Annotated in this window: 17 protein-coding genes; 9 read left to right on the top strand and 8 right to left on the bottom strand. The window is 66.0% G+C overall.

The features are described from left to right. The first annotated feature begins 363 nt into the window (after nucleotides 1-363). Nucleotides 364-2,220 (top strand): serine/threonine protein kinase, encoded by a 1,857-nt coding sequence (locus KF837_39790; protein ID MBX3233533.1) that lies wholly within the window; start codon nucleotides 364-366, stop codon nucleotides 2,218-2,220. 58 nt (nucleotides 2,221-2,278) lie between these two features. Here the strand turns inward: KF837_39790 and KF837_39785 are convergent, their stop codons facing one another. The 4 genes from KF837_39785 to KF837_39770 all read right to left on the bottom strand — a co-directional run bounded on the left by KF837_39785 (nucleotide 2,279) and on the right by KF837_39770 (nucleotide 6,099). Next, entirely contained in the window at nucleotides 2,279-3,355 is a 1,077-nt protein-coding gene (locus tag KF837_39785) for a hypothetical protein (GenBank protein MBX3233532.1), read from the bottom strand. 301 nt (nucleotides 3,356-3,656) lie between these two features. Further along, complete coding sequence (locus tag KF837_39780; GenBank protein MBX3233531.1) at nucleotides 3,657-4,967, bottom strand: hypothetical protein; 1,311 nt, start codon at nucleotides 4,965-4,967, stop codon at nucleotides 3,657-3,659. Between the two features lie 261 nt (nucleotides 4,968-5,228). Continuing rightward, entirely contained in the window at nucleotides 5,229-5,417 is a 189-nt protein-coding gene (locus KF837_39775; protein ID MBX3233530.1) for a hypothetical protein, read from the bottom strand. Nucleotides 5,418-5,475: 58 nt separating this feature from the next. Further along, the gene (locus tag KF837_39770) at nucleotides 5,476-6,099 is read right to left on the bottom strand and encodes a hypothetical protein (protein MBX3233529.1); all 624 of its coding nucleotides are present in this window, start codon (nucleotides 6,097-6,099) and stop codon (nucleotides 5,476-5,478) included. 66 nt (nucleotides 6,100-6,165) lie between these two features. Here KF837_39770 and KF837_39765 point away from each other — a divergent pair, with 66 nt between their 5' ends. Beyond that, nucleotides 6,166-7,035: a hypothetical protein gene (locus KF837_39765; protein ID MBX3233528.1), complete on the top strand. Its 870-nt coding sequence runs from the start codon at nucleotides 6,166-6,168 to the stop codon at nucleotides 7,033-7,035. 134 nt (nucleotides 7,036-7,169) lie between these two features. Beyond that, the gene (locus KF837_39760) at nucleotides 7,170-7,715 is read left to right on the top strand and encodes a hypothetical protein (protein ID MBX3233527.1); all 546 of its coding nucleotides are present in this window, start codon (nucleotides 7,170-7,172) and stop codon (nucleotides 7,713-7,715) included. Nucleotides 7,716-7,876: 161 nt separating this feature from the next. Here the strand turns inward: KF837_39760 and KF837_39755 are convergent, their stop codons facing one another. Further along, nucleotides 7,877-8,620: a hypothetical protein gene (locus KF837_39755; protein MBX3233526.1), complete on the bottom strand. Its 744-nt coding sequence runs from the start codon at nucleotides 8,618-8,620 to the stop codon at nucleotides 7,877-7,879. 256 nt (nucleotides 8,621-8,876) lie between these two features. On the opposite strand from KF837_39755, the gene KF837_39750 reads away from it, so the two are divergent. The 6 genes from KF837_39750 to KF837_39725 all read left to right on the top strand — a co-directional run bounded on the left by KF837_39750 (nucleotide 8,877) and on the right by KF837_39725 (nucleotide 15,371). Then, entirely contained in the window at nucleotides 8,877-9,278 is a 402-nt protein-coding gene (locus tag KF837_39750) for a helix-turn-helix transcriptional regulator (GenBank protein ID MBX3233525.1), read from the top strand. Between the two features lie 346 nt (nucleotides 9,279-9,624). Further along, the gene (locus tag KF837_39745; GenBank protein MBX3233524.1) at nucleotides 9,625-10,488 is read left to right on the top strand and encodes a recombinase family protein; all 864 of its coding nucleotides are present in this window, start codon (nucleotides 9,625-9,627) and stop codon (nucleotides 10,486-10,488) included. Nucleotides 10,489-10,656: 168 nt separating this feature from the next. Next, the gene (locus KF837_39740; GenBank protein ID MBX3233523.1) at nucleotides 10,657-10,824 is read left to right on the top strand and encodes a hypothetical protein; all 168 of its coding nucleotides are present in this window, start codon (nucleotides 10,657-10,659) and stop codon (nucleotides 10,822-10,824) included. A 533-nt stretch (nucleotides 10,825-11,357) separates the two neighbouring features. Then, nucleotides 11,358-12,044, top strand: a complete 687-nt coding sequence (locus tag KF837_39735) for a hypothetical protein (protein MBX3233522.1) — start codon at nucleotides 11,358-11,360, stop codon at nucleotides 12,042-12,044. A 2-nt stretch (nucleotides 12,045-12,046) separates the two neighbouring features. After that, entirely contained in the window at nucleotides 12,047-13,609 is a 1,563-nt protein-coding gene (locus tag KF837_39730) for a hypothetical protein (protein ID MBX3233521.1), read from the top strand. Nucleotides 13,610-13,667: 58 nt separating this feature from the next. After that, a complete protein-coding gene (locus tag KF837_39725; protein MBX3233520.1) occupies nucleotides 13,668-15,371 on the top strand; it encodes a DEAD/DEAH box helicase in 1,704 nt (567 codons plus the stop codon). 318 nt (nucleotides 15,372-15,689) lie between these two features. Here KF837_39725 and KF837_39720 read toward each other — a convergent pair whose 3' ends face one another. The 3 genes from KF837_39720 to KF837_39710 form a co-directional block, all read right to left on the bottom strand. Then, nucleotides 15,690-16,451, bottom strand: coding sequence for a hypothetical protein (locus KF837_39720; GenBank protein MBX3233519.1), 762 nt, complete (start codon nucleotides 16,449-16,451; stop codon nucleotides 15,690-15,692). Next, entirely contained in the window at nucleotides 16,448-17,749 is a 1,302-nt protein-coding gene (locus tag KF837_39715) for a DNA cytosine methyltransferase (GenBank protein MBX3233518.1), read from the bottom strand. The genes KF837_39720 and KF837_39715 overlap by 4 nt, the downstream gene beginning before the upstream one ends. Next, nucleotides 17,736-18,004, bottom strand: a 269-nt coding sequence (locus tag KF837_39710; protein ID MBX3233517.1) for a hypothetical protein, incomplete at its 5' end; no start/stop codon positions are given. The genes KF837_39710 and KF837_39715, both read right to left, overlap by 14 nt.

Here is an 18,004-nt window from a genome sequence, read left to right as displayed (position 1 = left end):
CACGCGCGGCGACGGACGCAGACGGCGCGGCTCGTCGAGCGACAGCTCGCCACCGCTTCGCCGCCTGTCACCCCCGGTCTCCGCCACGGGGCGCCTGCGAGGCGCTCCGCCCGATCGCGTCTTGACTCTTCTCAATCCTTCTTCCGCGGCGGCGGATCGTACGTTCGGGTCCGCCGCCCCGCGGACCGGCTGAAACGACGGGGTTGATGCTGTCCAGGCCGTCGTTGAGCGACGAGGTAGCTGACGCGCCGCGCGTCAGACTTCAGAGGTGCACACGGGAGCCAGTCGCATTCCGATGGCGCCGCCTTCGGAACGCCGCCGCAAACCGCGCTACGCTCGAACTGCGAAAGGTCGAACGTCCAGATGCACCCCTACGAGGCTGCGCGCAGAGTCCTCGCGGAGCTCCACAAGATCTTCCTTCAGCACGGGCATCGAAACTGGAGTGTCTCACCGACGAAGGATGGCAAGGAGAACTTCGCCCACGTTGGTCTCGACGAAGCCGAGGCCCGGAAGGCGCTACTGTTGCTCGTTTCCAAGCGCTTGGCGGAGCACCGTGGAACGATTGCGTTCGTGATCACGGAGTACGGCGTCCGCGTGAGTGACCACGCGACGCAGCTCGAGGATGTGCTTCCAATCCCTCACGCGAACGCAGACCCGGATCCAGCGACGGGCGATTCTCGTGCAACCCCGAACGTTCCTGCTCGTACGCCGCTGCCGGCGTTGGACGAGTTCGTTCCCGCAGACCTTCGGGAACGCTTCACCGCGGTACATCACATCGGTGGGGGAAGCTTCGGAAACGTGTACCAGGTCGTTGACCGTGAATCGCTTCAGCGACTGGCGCTGAAAGTGACGATCCCCGCACCCGATGCCCGTGCTCGCGCAAAGCGAGAAGCGGACGTGATGAGAACTTTGCGGCACCCGAACGTGATGACGGCCCTCGAACTTCATCCAGATGGCGAATGGTTCGTCTTCCCGCTGGCCGAAGGAACGCTCGGTCAGCTCAAGGCGTGGGATCGCGTCACGGACGACGATGCGTTGGCGCTCGCCCGCGACGTGGGAAGCGCCCTCGAACATGCGCACGCGAAAGGTGTCCGTCATCGCGACCTGCACGTCGACAACATCTTGCGGTTTGACGGCAGGTGGGTCGTCGCAGATTGGGGACTCGCGGTTGCCAGAGGAAGCGACCGACTCACTAGAACGAGGAGCGTCGGAGGAATCGCGACGTGGACGGCACCAGAGCAGATCGTCGCACTGAAGAATGCCGACGAACGCTCAGATCTTTTCAGCCTCGGGCGCCTCGTCCAATGGCTTGCAAGCGGCAGACTACCTGATGACGATAGACCGGGAGTGCTCGCGGACGGGCATCCGCTGGCGGCATTCGTCGAACGACTCACGCAGCTAGACCCTTCGGACCGCCCTACTTCGGCGACATCGGCGTTGGAGCTACTGCCTAGCAGAGAGCCGGTGCCCCGCCGTGCGGTCGAACGTGCAGCCGGGCCGGGCCGGCGACCGCCGACACCGATTTCACAATCTGAGATCGAGCGCCTTGAAGGTCGACATCGCGCACGCGTCGGTGACTTGTTGGCCCTGCAGAAAGACTCCCCCAGCCTCAAGCCGGGACCAATGGTCATCCTGCACGTGTGGCCATCGGACGAGAAGAGAGAGGTGGACCTTCTCCCATTGAAGCAATCGCGGTTCGACCCGCTCCCACCGGTAGCCCATCTCCATTGGGACGTTCGCTTCAACCATGATGGCATCGCCGCGTCGTGCCCAGAAAATCCCCCTGCGTCGTGGCTGGTTCACATTTCTCGGAGCGGCGCGATCGAGCTTGCAGACACCTATATGATCCAGCGCATCCACGCTCCCGAGCCCGTTCTCTTTCCCCTGAACCTGGAGCGCGAGGTCGTCGGCTTCGTCGAGCACTGGGCCTCCACCGTCCTCGAGCCCCTCGGCGTGCATCCGCCGCGCGTCGTTACTCTTACGCTGGCTGGCATAAACGGGTTCGAACTACATCTCCACGAACGCTCGCCGGTAAAGCGTAAAACGACATTCGATCGTGATATCTTCACGTTCGCGCCAGTCGTTCTCGCCGACGACAGCGACGTGAGATCTTCGCTGAAGTCGCTTTTCGATCGGATTTGGCAAGCCGCTGGTGAGGATCGAAGCCTTGGTTATTCCCGAAGCGGCGAATGGCTCGACGACGTCCACCGACGTCGGTGACGCCGTCTATGCCGACGCCGCGCATGGTTCGCCGCTCGCTCTCGAATGCGAGCCCGCATCATTTTCGTTCGCGCCGTTCCCTCTCCAGCTCGAGGCGGTCGGCTTCCGTGAGGGGCGAGCTGGCTAACAGGCGCTCGAGTATCTCACGCTCCTGTTTGAGCGCGAGGACCTCGTCATCGAAGAACGCGCGGAGGCTCTGATTCGGACCGCCCCGTGAGACGTCGACATCGGCAACCCCAGGCGTGCCTCGCTTGGCTGACGCCGAGGCGCCCGCGTTGTGAACGGGCTGTCCGGGATTATCGGGAGGGGCGGGGGCCTCCGTCGAACCTGCTGCGGGCCGCTCGCCGTCGTTCCGGTTCGCGGTCTCTCCGCGAACCTCCGACGCAGAGCGCGCGGAGGGGGTAGGGACCGAAACGTTCGGAGGCGTCGCGGTGTTCCCCGCTCTCGCGTACGGGGGCGGTTTATGTGCCGAGCGCATATCCGCGGCCATTGCACGGCCCCTGGAGTCCCGTTGCTCTCGATCGCGTGCACGCAACGCATTCGCCTGGCGCGCTTGCGCGATCGCGACGGAGTCTCGAGCGTAGCGGGTGACGCAGTCGTCGCACGTGCTCGCCCTGCCCTCGGAGCATCGGACGCAGTTGAGGTGAGATGCGACGTTCCCCATGAGTCGAAGAAACGCCGCCGGATCGCCAGCCTTCGGCCGTCGCACCATCCCGAGCAGCAACCGGATCTCCTCCAGGTGCTCTCTGGTCAGCGACAACCCTCCCTGCAGCCTGATGCGCGACTCATCGAGCTCCTCCACCTGTTCGGGATACAGCTCGAATTCGCCGAGCACCTCCAGCTTGCTGGCTCCCGATGCGAGCCGCGCGATCGCCTTCGCTGCCGTCTGTGCGCTGATGCCTGCCGTCGACGTCGCCGCGCGCGGCGCGTAGGGCAGCGCCTTCGGCAGGCGCTCGATCGGACCGCCGCCGATGAGTGCCCGGATTTCCTGTTCGTCGTACAGGCGAGCGCCACGCTTGCCGGTCGCGACCGGCTTCAGCCTTCCGGCCTTCTCCTCGCGGATCACCCAGGACTTGTCCTTGCCAAACGCCTTGCCGACCTCGGCGCGCGTGAGCGTTCCGGTCGTCTTCTTCATGATCGACTCCTCCGCGAGGATCTCTCGCGGGCGTGGTCGCGTCGCGGCCGGGCGCGTCGCAGCACCGCGGGCGTTTCTTCCGCTGGGAGTGCTGGGGGTGGTTTGGGGGTGGTTTTCTCCAGCGCGCCTAGTTCTGCCGGATTCAGCGAGCGAGAATCGCCCTGAATTGCAGACCGATCGACGTCTGGCCCGACGCTTGCGGGAGCGGCGGCCGACATTGACACGGTAGGGGTCGTTGGTTCAACCCCAATCGCGCCTACAACATAGCAGCAGAAAACAAGCGGGTTGGGTGCTTCGGCACTCAGCCCGTTTTGCTTTCCTCCCCACCTGCGCGGGGTCCCTCCCCACCATCCTCCCCACCTGGCTTCGCCGTCGCCGGGCGCGCGTCGACGAGGCGAATGACCTTCGCGAGGGCCTCGCGCTGCTCGGCCGAGTTCACGGAGGAGTAGTGGCGCTGCATCGCCTCCGTCAGGTGCCCGGAGATCGAGCGCGTGACGAGGTCGTTCACCTGCGCCGCGCGCGCCAGGTCGTTGAACGTCCGGCGCAGCGCGCGCTGCGTGAGGTGCTTCGTGATGCCGATCTCGGTCGCGACCTCGGCGATCGGGACGTTGAGCACCTTCTGCGTGCGGAAGCCGCCGGTGACGGCGGGGAAGAGGAGGTCGGAGTCCTCCTGCTCGGGCGTCGTGAGCTGCGTCGCGACGTGCCAGCGCAGCACCTCCATCGCCTCGGGCGGAAGGTCGATCGAGTAGCGACGCTTCTGCTTCGTGGTCCGCATCACCTCGTCGCCGAGCGAGTGTGAGCGGCGCACGTAGAGGCGGCCGGTGTCCCAGACCACGTCGCACTCGCAGCCGCGACGGCGGATTGGGCGGAGGGTGCTCGGTCGAAGACCGGTCACGAGACCGAGGTAGAGCATCGCGAAGTGCTGCGGGTAGAGCTCGCGGAACTTGGCGACGAACGGCGCCACCTCGGAGGGCTCGAGCGCGTTCGGCTCCTCCTCGGTGTACGTCTCGTGCTCGGAGGTGTCGAGGTTCTCGACGCCGTCCATCGCGTCGTGAGCCAGCTGATACTTTCGGCGCGCCGCCTTCATGACGACGCGAAGGATGGCGAGGTAGCCGTTGACGGTCGTCGGTGCGAGCTCTCCACGAGCGACGCGTGTTGCCTGCTCGGCGCGCCAGGCCTCGACGTGCGAGACGTGCAGCCGGTCGATGAAGTGGTCGCCGAACGCCTCGATGAGCCGGAGCAGCGTGTAGTGCCACTTGTTGCGGCCCATCGCGCTGCGGATGTCGCCCACGTTCACCTTATGCTCGAACAGCGAGGCGGCGAACTCGCTGAAGCGCACGCTCGGACTCTTCGGAGAGGCGACGCCGTCGCGGACGCGCTGCTGCTCCTCCGTGAGCCACTTGAGCGCCGTCGCCGCGTCGCTCGTCGGGAACACGCGCGCGATGTCGCGAAGCTTCCCCGTCGCCGGGTCCTTCGCTCGACCGCGCACTACGTGTCCCCCCTCCTTTCGCTCCCACACGCCCGGGAGCACCGGCTTCGCGGAGAGCCACGTCCCGCGGACGAGCTTCCACTCCTTCTTCTTCGTCGTGTTGTCCGTCTTCTTCATGCTCATCGTCGTCACCTCGTTGGCGAGGCGTTCCTGAGCGTTCCGAGCACATCGTCCCAGGAAGCTCACCGCGAAGGAATCGATCGAGGTCGTCGACGGCCCACACCCAGGTCCCACGCCCGCCGCGCCTCCCAACTGGGAAAATGCGGCGCTCCAGGTGCGCCTTACGGAGCGCGCCCGACGTCTTGAAGCCGCAGTACGCGGCGGCCTCGGTCGTCGGCAGCAGGCGTCTCGGCGGTGCCCGACTCACCTCTGCACTTGAGTCGGTCACGTCCGTCCGTCGTCCTTGGAGGCGACGGCGTGGAGCCGCGCGATCGCGGAGGAGATGCGCTCCGCCGACGTCGACCGAACCGAGTCGGGGCTTCGCAGGTACGCGCGCACCGTGCGCTCGTCGCAGACTGCGTCGGCGGCGACCTTGCGTATCTCATGGGGCGAGAGCTTCGGGGGAGTGAACATGCCCCCAAGATGACCGGGCCCCACGCCTCAGGTCAGACGATGCAGCGACATCGAGCGCTCAAGACTCGACGGAGCGCCGTCCGCGCCGTGCCGACGCGCTCAGCCGGTCGACGATCCTCTTCCGGTCGGCGGCCGGATAGTCAACAGGCTGAGCCCTGATGAGCAGGTCGGCGAGAACGCCGGATGCAGCGGGTTGATGCGGACCGCCGGCCAGCTCCAGCCTCTCGAGCATCGTCGTGCAGTCCCTGAGCGAGCTCGCCCAGCACTTCGCAACCTGGAAGCCGAGGTCGTCCAGGTCCGCCAGGAGGCGGCGCGTGATCTTCGCCTTCGCTGCGGCGGACACGGTCGTCTGAACTCGCTCAGCCTCGGCATTGATCCGGTCCAACGCGCGAGCGCGGCGTCCGTCCTCCTCCCGAAAGCCTCGAGGCACCACCTCGCGTTGAAGGCGAGCGAGCAGATCCGCGTCGGTCTTCGATCGCTCCGCCTTCTCGAACATGCCCGCGAGAGCCTGCGCGACCTCCATCGCGCGTAGGTCATCGTCGTCGAGGGAGCTCGGCTCCTCGACGGTGGCGAACTCGTCCCACGACATGCCCGCGATCAACTTCGCCGCCGCTTCGCGGAAGGCGCGCGCGAGCGCGCGACGTCGCCGAATCGACTGCCCCGCGTTCTTGCTCGATGCCATGGACCTGCCTCCAACTTGGGCGCAATGCGGACCTCAGCGTCGCACGGTCGCCCCGAAAGGCAGAGCATGAACGAGGACACGAACCCCGCCGCAAGTGACGATCCCGCCGACGACGAGGTCGGCGTCGCTCAGGACGGCCGCCGGGACGCAGGCGTAAACAAAAACGGGACTCATGCGCGCGCGGCGATCAACCCGCGTCCGGCCCCAGCCGTCAACACGTCGGGGACCCCAACGCGTACGCACGCGCCCCCGCGACTTGATGGACCGCAAGATATGAAGGTCCATAACCGTGAGGTAGCGAAGCTACCCACGGCAGACGGCGACCCGACGCCGAAGCGCTGGTCAGCACTACAACTCGCGAAGTCACTTCGCCGACGGCTGATGCGTCGGGAACTCGGGGAGCGCGCGGATGGGAGCGTTCGCGCGCGGGCGTTCTCGGTCACCCTCACGACGCGCTCGGGGTCCGAAGCGGAGATTCGTGCGCGCCTCCCGCTCCTGCTTCGCGACGTGGCGCACCGCACCCGCCGCGCGGGGATGCTGCTCGCCTTCGACGTCGCGGCCACGGGGCGCTGGCACGCGCACGTGTTGGTGCTGCTCGAACCGCATGTCGACGCCAACAAGCTGGTCCGCTGGTGGACTCGGCTCGACAACGTGAAGGCGAAGCGTCCGGCGCGCGCAGCACAATGTGTGCGCCGGCTGAACGATGGGCGCCTCGCCGACGAGCTCGAGCGCGTCCTGGTGCACAACCTCGCACGGACCCGCGCCGGCAAACCGGTGCCGGCGGCGGTTCCGGCACTCGAGCAGCGTGTACAGGCGTGGGGCACGCTCACGCGCCCGTGGGCGGCCGTTTGCGCCCGTCATGGCCTCGTGGTGACCGTTGCTCGGGCGGCGCCGCCGAGAGCCGCTTCCCGCGCAAGCAAGGCGTCAACACCTTGAGGACGGTGAGCGCCAGCGGCCGGGACTGCCCTTGGTGTGGGAAGCCCCTTCCGGTCGGCGCACGCGCCGATGCACGAACACATCGAGGGTGTCGCCAGAGTCTTTCACGCGCGATTCGACGCCTCGGTGATCGTGTGGACGAAGCCGCGGAGGTTCTCGCGCAGGGCCTCGTGCAGAAGGGCTGGCGCGCACACGACGCAATCCGCGCCGCCGAGGAACAATGCGCGGTCGCCGACCAGATGGCCTGCGACATCAAGAGGATTCAACCGCGAGCACCGGCGTGCGCGTGCGGAGCGGCGCTGCCGCCACGGACATCCGCACGCACGTGCGGAGCCTCGAGGTGTCGAAAGCGCCATTGGCGCAAGACGCTCCCACTGACGAAACGTCGTCGACTGACGCGCCCGGCGTTCGCGCAGACGATCCGGGTGCGTCTTCGCGAAGGCCCCGTCCTCGCCGTCGAGGTCGAGGCGCTCGCGCGTCAGCTCAACTTCGACCGCGACAAGATCAAGGACGTCGTCGCGCTGCTGAAGAGCAGCGGCGACCTCTGCGTCCTTCCTACGGCCGCCGCGGGCCTCGTCGTGTACGCATCGCCGCAGCATGCGGTCGCAAATGGCGCATCCAAGGAGGTCGAACTGACCGTGGGGCGGTCGAAGGGCGTCCTCCGCATTCATCTGCGCTGAGGTTCACGCGCCTCGTGCTCGCAGGTGCGACCCATTTTTCCCCGCTGAGAGCGGGATGAGGGTGGGGCACGCTGCGCCGCACGGCAGGAAACGGCGGTCTTGCAGCCCTACGAGCACTCTACGACGGAGCAACCGGCGGCGTCGTGTCGCCGGCAGGGTGGCTACGGCTTCACCGCGTACGCGTGCACCCACCCGCGCTGCCTCGTCGTCGCGATCTCGACCTCGTAGCGCAACGTGACGCGCCCCTCGCCGCCGTTGAATTCCTTCACGGAGACGACCTTCGCCTTCGTGCCATTAGGAACGCGAACGACGGCGTCAGCGTCGCCCCACGACGTGGCGCTTCGAGAGACAAGCACGGTGGTCGGGCCGTCGGAGTCGTTCGCCAATGTGACGCTGGTACCGATGCCGTGAGCGGTGGGCTTCGCAGTGAAGTATCCGGGCGCGAACTCGGTCTTTACCGAGAAGGACGTCAGCGGAGCGGCATCGGACGCCGACGACCAGTCGCCCCCGGGAGCGAACGTAGCCATGGCCGCCGAGAATGGCCCGGAGGTGTCGTCGCCGGCCCACGCCATCACGCTGAGGGCGCCGAGCGTGACCCCCGCGTTGGAGTAAGCCGTCAGCAGCGCGTGACGCATGTTTGCTTCGAGCACGTCGTGGGGGAGGCCGCGCGGCACGGTGACGACGACCTTCAGCCTGTGAGCGCCCGCAATGTCGAGCCGCTCCTGCGACTTCACCTTGTAGACGCCGGCGAAGTCCTTCCGGCTGCCGATGGCGTTCTCGAGCGCCGACAATTCATTCGGTGCGGTCGCGCTCGCGGCGGCCGTCCCACTGCTCCGATCCGAGGCGCCCCCGCCGACGGCCCTGAGGAGGCCGACGAGCACGATGAGAACGAAGAAGCCGCCCACTCCGAGGGCCAGGTAGAGCCCCGCATCCTTCCGCTTCGGCGGCGGCGGCTGCCAGCCCGGCGGCGCCCCGGCTTGTCCTTGGTTCCGCGGTTGTCCCTGGTGTCCCCACCCGGGAGGAACTTGATGATTCACGCGAGTCTCCCCTTCGGCCGGAAATGGCCACGATGAATACTCGTCCGAGTTGCAGATCGCATCAAGTACGTGATCTGCGTATCGGACCTTCTGTCGCGTGCTCGGCTCCAGAACGCTAGCCGGCATGGCTTCGCCCTCGCCAGCTGGTCTCGGCCCACGCATCCGCCACGCGCGTGTGGAAGCTGGCCTCCGGCAGGCCGACCTCGCGGAACGCGCCGGGATGGCCGACGCGACGCTCAGCCGAATCGAACGGAATCGGCTCGTTCCCTCGATCGCCCTAGCCAAGCGCATTGCCGACGCGCTTGGCGTTCCCGTCGACAGTCTGCTGAATGCGAGCGCGAAGCCGCCGAAGGCACGAAGCCTGCGCCCCTCGGAGGCACGCTTGCTCGCGACCGTGCGCGAACTGGACGACGCGGCCGTGGATGACGTCGTTCGCGGCCTCCGCCTCATCATGGCGGCTGCGCGCCGCGGCGACGCTGGCGTAAGCGTTTCCGATCCCCGGAGTGCACGACGACGCCGCGCCTAGCGTCGGTCTAAACCGCGACACTCCCGCGGTTTAGACGAGCGTGGCGCGGTTTAGAGCGCGCGACGTCCATCGTTTTGGCGGTCGCTCGCCCTCGAGCACGATGTCGCTGTCGAGCTCGAGGACAAGGAGCGCGAGTTCCTCTTGGTCGGCGGCTGTCGCTCGCTCCTCGAGCGTTCGCATGGCGAGCTTCAGAATGCGCGATAGCTTCACGTCGGCTTTCCGCCTGGGCACGTCGAGAGCGTCACCACGGCGAGCGCGAGGGACAACCGCGAGCAAGCGGTGCGCGAGCCTCCTTCCCGTCACGGAGACGGTCGTCTTCGGAACAGATCGTGGTGACGGTAGACGTATGACGCAGCAGCGCGAACGGCTCATCGGCTACATTCGCGTATCGACCGAAGGCCAGGCGGACGGAGGTGTGTCACTCGACGCGCAGCGCCAGAAGTTGGCCGCGTATGCGGTCGCCCTCGACGTCGAGCTGGTGCGCATCGTGGAGGACGCCGGCTATTCGGCGAAAAGCCTCGCTCGCCCTGGCCTTCGAGCCGCGCTACGCGACCTCGAGGAGGGCCGCGCAACGGGACTGCTCGTCGCGAAGCTCGATCGGCTGACGCGCTCCGTCCGCGACCTGGGCGCTCTCGTGGACGAGTACTTCAGCACGCGCTTCGCGCTCGTATCGGTAGCAGACGCCATCGACACGCGCACCGCGGCAGGCCGACTCGTTATGAACGTTCTCGGTGCCGTAAGCCAGTGGGAACGCGAAGCGACAGTCGAGCGGACGAAGGAGGCGCTCGCGCATCTACGTGATGAGGGAATCGCCCTCGGCGCTCCCCCGCTCGGATGGGACCGGATCGACGAACGTGACGGCGCTGGTCGCCTGCGGATCGCCCCAAACCTCGAAGAGCTGTCGACCATCGAGCGCGTTCGTGCGCTTCGTGACGACGGGCTGTCGCTGCGCGCGATCGCAGCGGTGCTCACCGCGGAGGGACGGCGGACCAAACGTGGTGGCCGCTGGCGAGCGGTCACCGTCCAGCGAGCGCTTCGCAAGAGCACGCCATCGATAGCGAGTGTCGCTTCGGAGCATCAGCGTTCAATTGAGGCCAGACCAAAGCTCCATCTCGGTACGAACGAATTCCGCCCGTCGGCGGTAGTTGAACCGGTCGCCGTCGACGACCTTGCCGATGATCGGCGAATCGGCGCCGAGCGCGCTCGATGAGCCCGTTCTTCATTTTGCGTCGAATCGCGAAGTCCGTTTCGCGGAGCGGCTCGCGCCATCCGAACAGCGCCCTCGATACCCCCACAAAGGTAGAAAACACGGGGCTGGCTCCTGCGGTTGCGTCGGCGATGCGCACGACGGGCGAGCCGAGGAGCGCGGCCGCGACACGTGGCACAGTTCATCCGTGGGCAATACCTGCGCGACCTGTTCGGCGTCCTCCGAACCGCACGGTATCGCCTCCTCGAGCTCGCTCCACTCAACTGGGCCAGGACCGTGCAGCGCGACGAGGTGCAGAAGCTCCTCAACGACAACCGCTTCACGCTCGACGCCCGCTGACCGCACGCGCCGCGTCTCACGAGACGACGGGGCCTCGCGATCTTGCGAACGCGGTTCACGCGAACGCGTGCGTTCATTTAGCGCCAGCCGATCGATCGCCGCCGAGACTTCGTCGCCGCATCGGTCACGGTCGACAACAAGGTCGTTGGCGTCCGCCGGCGCGGGCAACTGCAGCTGTTCCGCGGCGTGTTCGCGAGAGGCCACCGCCAGCGACGGCCGTCCGACCGCGGCCCGCAGGGACGCGGCAGGCGGCGCTACGCCTCGCGAACATCTCGGCGCCTCTCCCGATTCACGCCTTTTTCGTGGCGTCCACCGCAGTCGCGGCCGGTCCCGTCATCGCTGCCGTCGCTGCGAAGAGCGTCGTCAGATGGCGGAGTGCCCCCGCCCCCGCGCACGGCGACGATCTTTCTAAGTCCAAAAATTATCACATTTCCGCCACTTGCCAACCAAACCTTCGATGAGCCGGCGATCGCGGCGCAGCGATCTGAGACGGCGGGTACAGATCGCTGAGGGGCGCGATCGACGCGCTGACGATGGCGATGTCCGCAGATGCCGATACACTAAAACACCACTTAGGGGCCGCCGTCGAAGCCGCGGCGCGGAAGGAACTGCGCGAGTACCTCGTCCACATTGCGGCGAGCCATGCGCTCGATGGCCTCACGCGACAGCTGCAGAACGCCTGGCCCCACGCGCTGCCCGGGGTGATCGAGGAAGCCGTCAGCACGGCAAGCGACGAGCTCTACGTCCGCGCTGGTAGCGGACCGATCGTGGCGCCGCTCGGCTTCCTGTGGGGGACTGCCCGGAACATCATGCTGAAGAAGCATCGCGGGGGCACTGCGGTCACGGAGTCCCTCGACGATGAGAGTAATGCGGACCTGCTGGTCTGGAACGCGGAGGAGACGCGCACCGACAAGGAACGCGCCGCGCTTCGCGATGCCGCAATCAGGTTTGCGCGCTCGGTCCTCCCGTCGCTTGGCCACGCCAATGTCGTGCAGGTGATGACCTTCATCATCGACTGCGTCGACCGCGGCGACGTCTACGTCGACAACCCTACGATCGGGGCCGCGCTCGGGCTCACGTCCGACACTGTGAAGCGCTGCAAGCATCGCGGCTTCGAACGCCTCGCGCGCGAAGCCAAGAAGCGCGGGATGAACATCGACGACGTGCTCGAGGACGTCACGGACGAGGAAGACGACGACGTCGTCGTGGAAGAGGAATGACCATGATGCAGGACACTCCGACTGTAGACCTTGCGAAAGAGTTTCGGCTGCTCTTGGCGGCGGTGAAGGCGACGGCGAGCGACCTCGGGCCGGAGCTCGACGAGATGCTCGTCGACGGCGCGCGCAAGCCGCTCGAGCCCGCCGAAGCGGAGCGTCTCCTGGTGCGGGTAGTCGAGACGATCCGCCGGAGCGCCGACGAGCGTGGCGACGCGCGAACGGCGGAAGCGGCGCGCGCGAACGTCAACGACCTGCTCGCGCTCGCGACGTCCGCTCGCGACCGCGTCCGAAGCCTCGTATCTGCGAGGCCGGTGCGAATGGAGAAGACGCAGACCTGCTTCCTGCTCAAGGTGCACAACAGCATCGAACGCGGGCCGGTCGTGCCAACGCCGGTGTTCCACGAGAAAGAGGTTCCGATGAACGGTGGGTTCATCCGTACCTCCGACATCAAGCTCTGGGAGAGCAACGAGCGACTCGAGATCCACGTAGCGCAATTCCGGGCAAAGAACTCACGTCCGCCCTCCCCCGAGGAGTTGTTCCAGATCATGACGGGCAAAATGCTCCTTGAAGGGGTCGGAGCGGAGGACGAGTTCGCCATCCTCGACCTCGCGCGCAGCATCGCCGCCAACGGGGTGCGCAAGCCGCCTATCGTCGACGTCGATGGCGCACTGCTCGATGGGAACCGTCGTGTCTCGGCGTGCATGCTGATCCTTTCCGATACGTCGGGTGAGTTCACGTCGGAGGACAAGAAGCGCGCGGAGTTCATCTTCGTGTGGCAGCTCACGCCGCACGCAACGGCAGACGACCGGCAGCGTGTGATCGTCTCGCTCAACTTCGAGAGCGACCAGAAGAAGGACTGGCCCGAATACATCAAGGCTCGCAAGGTCTACGAAGAGTGGAACGCGATGCTCGCTGTCGAAACACCGAAGCCGGGCCCGAAGCAGCAGGCCGCGATGAAGCGCACGCTGTCGAAGAAGTACGCGCTCGGTCCGGACACAGCGGTGGTGAACCGCTACCTCAAGATGATGAAGTGGGCCGAGGAGTTCGAGGAGCACCACATCAACACGAGGAAGCACGACGTCTTCACGGTCAAGCATCGAGCGACCAAGTACTTCCAATACTTCGACGAGATCGCCAAGGGCGAGACGACTGGGGGCGTAGCCTCTGCTCTGAGCCAGAGCGACACGCTAAGGCAGACCGTCTTCGACATGCTCTTCGACAACAAGTTCGACAACTGGACGAAGATCCGTCCCATCAAGCACATCGCGACCTCGGAGGAGGCGCGCGCGCTCCTCGCGAAGGCGCATGTCGAGCCGGATATCGAGCAAGCTCAGGAATTGCTCGACCTGGCGATCACGGCCGCGAACGCGAAGCGCGCGGAACAGCGCTCGGTGGGCGCGGACCAGCGCATCGAGAACTTCACCAAGTGGCTCGAAGAGGTACCGCCGATCACGCTCTACGAGGTCGTAACGCTCGACAACGTGAAGCGCTTGAGCCGTGCGATGGGATTCGTCGAGGGCATCTTGCAGAAGCGCCTCGCGGCCGCGGGTCCGGATGATGTCGACTGAGCGGTCACCGCGCATTCAAGCCCGCGTGTACACAGCAGACTCGTCGGAGTACCTCGTCGTGAATGGCGACAAGGGCGACCGGGTCGCGATCACAGGTATTCTCCGGGAAGAATTGGGGGTCCCCCTTCGTCTCTCGGCGGACGGCGTTGTCGTTGCTGCCTCAGAGGCGCACCGCTTGCTGACGGTGAGACGCCTCGATCTCGATTGGACCGAAGCTGCTTTCAGGTTCGCTAGTAACCGGGACAGAGCGCGCCGGCACCATGATCTCGTCCATACCCTTGTGGAGGAGATCAAGCGCGGCGGGGCGCAGAAGGCACGCAGCTACCTGCCGGACCTGGACGATGCTGGTCGCCTCGACGAGCACCAACTCGTGAACGTGGCGGCGATGACCGTACCTGATGGTCCTGGCCTCTGCGTCTTCGACGAGCAGGGCGCGGGGAAGACCGTGACCTTCATCTTTGCGTTCGACTTGCTCGCCAAACGGCACCAGGCAGATCTGGCTTTGATCGTTGCACCAAAAAGCATGGTCGCCGAGTGGCCGCGGGACATCGCCCGCTTCAAGCAAGACCTCTACAAGACGGGCGTACTCGCGGGTGCGCGGAGGGATAAGGTCACCGCGATCAGGAACGGCGCGGACATCTTCGTGACGAACTTCGAGACCGTCGTGTCCATGGAACAGGAACTGACTGCGCTGCTGCGAGCCCGCGACGGGCGCGCGGTGCTCGCGATCGACGAATCCTTCTATGTGAAGAACCTCGATGCGCGCCGCACGCGCGCCCTCCGTCGCCTGCGAGAGTGGTGCGGCCGCGCCTACGTGCTCTGCGGGACGCCAGCTCCGAACGCACCGCAGGATCTGATTCAACAGTTCAACATCGTGGACTTCGGCATCACGTTCGACAACGTCGCCTTGCCCGACGATCGAGCGGCTGCAGCGCCCATCGTACAGAACGCGATCGATACTCGTGGTCTCTCGATTCGGCACCTGAAACAGGACGTCTTGCCAGACCTCCCGGCAAAGTCGTTCTCGCGGGTGCTCGTACCCCTGCAACCGATTCAGCAACGCCTGTATCAGGGCGCACTGCGCAAGCTCATCGTGGACCTTCGCGCCGCCGACGACGCCTCGTTCAACCGGGAGCTCACGTCGTTCCTGGCGCGACGTATGGCGCTGCTCCAGATCTGTTCTGACCCCTCCATGGTGAACGACGCGTACGACGAGACACCCGCGAAGCTCCTCGCGTTGGATACAATCGTGCGAGAATTCGTCGAGAAGCGTCGCGAGAAGGTGATCGTATGGTCGTTCTTCCGCCACACGGTCGACTCGATCGTTCGGCGTTTCGCGGACCTCGGTGCAGTGAGGTACGACGGGTCAGTCGCGAGCGTCGACGAACGCCGCGATGCCGTGCGGAACTTCCAGGAGGACGACGTCACGCAGGTCTTCGTGGCAAACCCAGCCGCCGCGGGTGCTGGGCTGACGCTCCATCGGTCGCGGGTCGCGATCTACGAATCGATGAGCAACCAGGCGGCCCACTATCTCCAGAGCCTCGACCGCATCCACCGGCGGGGTCAGGAGCGCGAGGTCGAGTACATCGTCCTGCTCGGCGACGGAACGATCGAGTTGAACGAGTACGACCGATTGCTCACGAAGGAACGCACCGCGCAGGCCCTGCTGGGCGACCAGGTACAGCCGGCGGTGACGCGCGAGTCGATGCTGAGCGACCTGCAGGCCGCTGCGAACCTCGTCGGGCTCGAGAACCCGACGTGAGCGCGCCCTCGAGACTGCATGAGTCACGACGGACGACGCTCGACGCGCTCGCGGTGCTCACCGGATTCACGGTCCCGCTCATGCGGCTGCCCGACGGCTCTTGCCCGGACGTCGTGCGGGTGAACATCCGTGATCGAGCGATCTTTGTCGGCGACGCCAAGGCTACCGAGGCTCCCGGATGTTTGCAGACGAGGGCGCGACTCACGAGATACGCGCACTGAGTTTGGGCGGTGGCTGGCTCGGGGGCGACTGCGGTACTCGCGATCTGTTGCGGTCGTACCCAGCGTTACGGTTGGACGAACACCGTCAGCGAGGTCGCTAGCGAGATCGGCGGGCCCGAGCCGACCGTCGAGGTCGTGCTGCTCGGCTCGTGGGCAGTCGCACTCTGGCTGCCGACTCCAGCCGTAGCCGTCCGAAGGGACACAGTCGCAACAGGGGGCACGCTTCACAACGGGGCCCACGTGGAAGGCAGAGCTCCCTTCCAAAGGAGATGGCGTTGACGTGGAACGCGTAGCGATCCGCGGAGGCGACAACTTCGTCGAGGGCTGCATGCACCCGAGGATAGGGAATGTCCTCTTCGAGGAGCCCGAGGCGCTTCGCGACGCGCCAGACGTGCGTGTCGACGGGAAGCACCTGACGCGCAAGCGAGTACATCATCACGCAACGCGCAGTCTTCACGCCCACGCCGGGCAGACCCGTCAGGTAGTGCTCCGCCGCGTCGTCAGTCATCAATCGCAACGGCTCAAGCGTGACCTTTCCGAAGTCGGAACGAAGTGTCTCGAAGAGCCGAAGGAGCCTCGGCGCCTTGACGTAGCTGAGTCCCGCTTCCGCGATGAGAAGCCGGAATCGATTGACCCCGAGCCCTAGCGCGCCCTCCCAGTTCGGGAGGCGAGCCTTCACACGCGCGAAGACGCGATTGAACGCGTGGTGCGTCGTCATCTGCGAGAGCACGATGAAAACGAGCTCGTCCAGGGGGTCATCCTTGTTGCCGTGGCGCGGCGACCCGTATCGAGCGGCAAGGATCGCCGTTGCGCACCGCGACCGTCGGCGCTTCGTCGCGAGCCCGCACTTGGCTTTCACGTCCCGGTGCGCCGCGAATCTTTCGTCGTGATTAGCCGCTTTAGCCCGCCGCGCTTTGCGCCGCCCAGCCACTTCTTCGCGGCCGCGTCCGACTTATATCTCCGCATGCGCGGCGGATTCAGCACCGTCTGCGGTCGCGCTGCCAAGCGACTCATCAGCGTCGGGTTCGCGCAGACGACGCTACCTAGCAGGACGAGACGCGCGCGCCGCCGCATCGCGATGCGAAGCGCGCCTCCGATCGCTGCCCCGAAGCCCACCGGCACGGCGTTGCCGAGCTGCTTGTATTGCTGCGGCTTCCCGCCCGCCAGCCGCCATCGCTTCGGGAACTGCTGGATAGCCTTGTATTCGTCGATCGATAGCGGTCGAGTCTCCGTCGGATGACAGAGCATCGTCGCCTTCGAGTCCGGGCGCGTCGTCAACGCGGGCGCCGGTCGGTCCCAACCGAGCCGCCGACAGAAGCCACTTCGTCCGCCCCACGAAACGTACGCCGCCCCAAGCGCCTTCTTCTGCAACTGCGGAGGCAGATCCTTCCAATTGCCTCCGGTCGGCACGAGGCGGAGGAAGCGCGCCTTGCTCGCAGCGAGCGGCGTGTATGAGTGGGGGCCTTTCAACCCTCCAATTGCTTTCTCGAGAGTGACCCACGCTCTGCGCGTGCTCGTTCGCTCCGGCCCGTGCGTTGGCTCTGGCATCCAGATCGGTTCGCCATCGCGGGACCCAATGAAGGCGACACGCTCACGCGTCGATGGGACGCCGAAGTCCGCTGCGTTGAGCAGATCGAAGACGACGTAGTAGCCCGTCTTCTTCAGCTCACGGAGAACCTGCGCGAGCGCGGATCCAAGGCGCTCGTCGCGCGTGAGAGCTGGGTAGCCAGGACCGCGCTTGCCGAGGGGACGATGCCGTATCGCCGCGCTGAGGATGCCGCGCACGTTCTCCATGACGAAGAACCTAGGGCGTGCCTCGTCGACCACCCGGAGGAACTCGCGGAACATGACCCCGCGAGGGTCAGACATCGAACCTCGCTGACCCGCGGTCGAGAACGCCTGACAGGAGGGCCCTCCGGTGACCAATGCCGCCTCGCCTGGCTTGAGCTTCGCGGCCTCGAGGATCTCGTCCGTCGAGACGTCTTCGATGCGCTTCGGGATGACCTCGATGTCGGGACGATTCAAGCGGATCGTCTCCGCAGCGAACTTGTTGCACTCCACCGCGACTTTCACGCGGAAGCCGGCCTTCTCCAGTCCGAGGTCCAGACCAAGTGCTCCCGAGAAGAGCGAGATGATCGGGAGTTCAGTCTTCGCCATCGTCCGTCGGGTTCCCAAGCTTGAGCGCCAGTTGCGGATCACGTGACTCGCGGAGGAAGCGCTGGAGCGCGAAGTTCACCACGTACTGAAGCGAGAGCGGCGGACGGTGACCGTTCGCGATTCGGTTGAGCTCCTCCCAGTCGCCCCGCTCCACCGTCACGCTGAACCGCTTAGGATGCGCGAAACGTTTCCCCGACGTCACTGCACCAGTGTGCACCAACTTGCACCAACCGTCGAGCGGTTCACGCAAGATGG

The organism is Labilithrix sp. (assembly GCA_019637155.1).
In the GTDB taxonomy this organism is placed as follows: domain Bacteria; phylum Myxococcota_A; class Polyangia; order Polyangiales; family Polyangiaceae; genus Labilithrix.
This window is presented reverse-complemented; position numbering and strand designations above follow the sequence as displayed.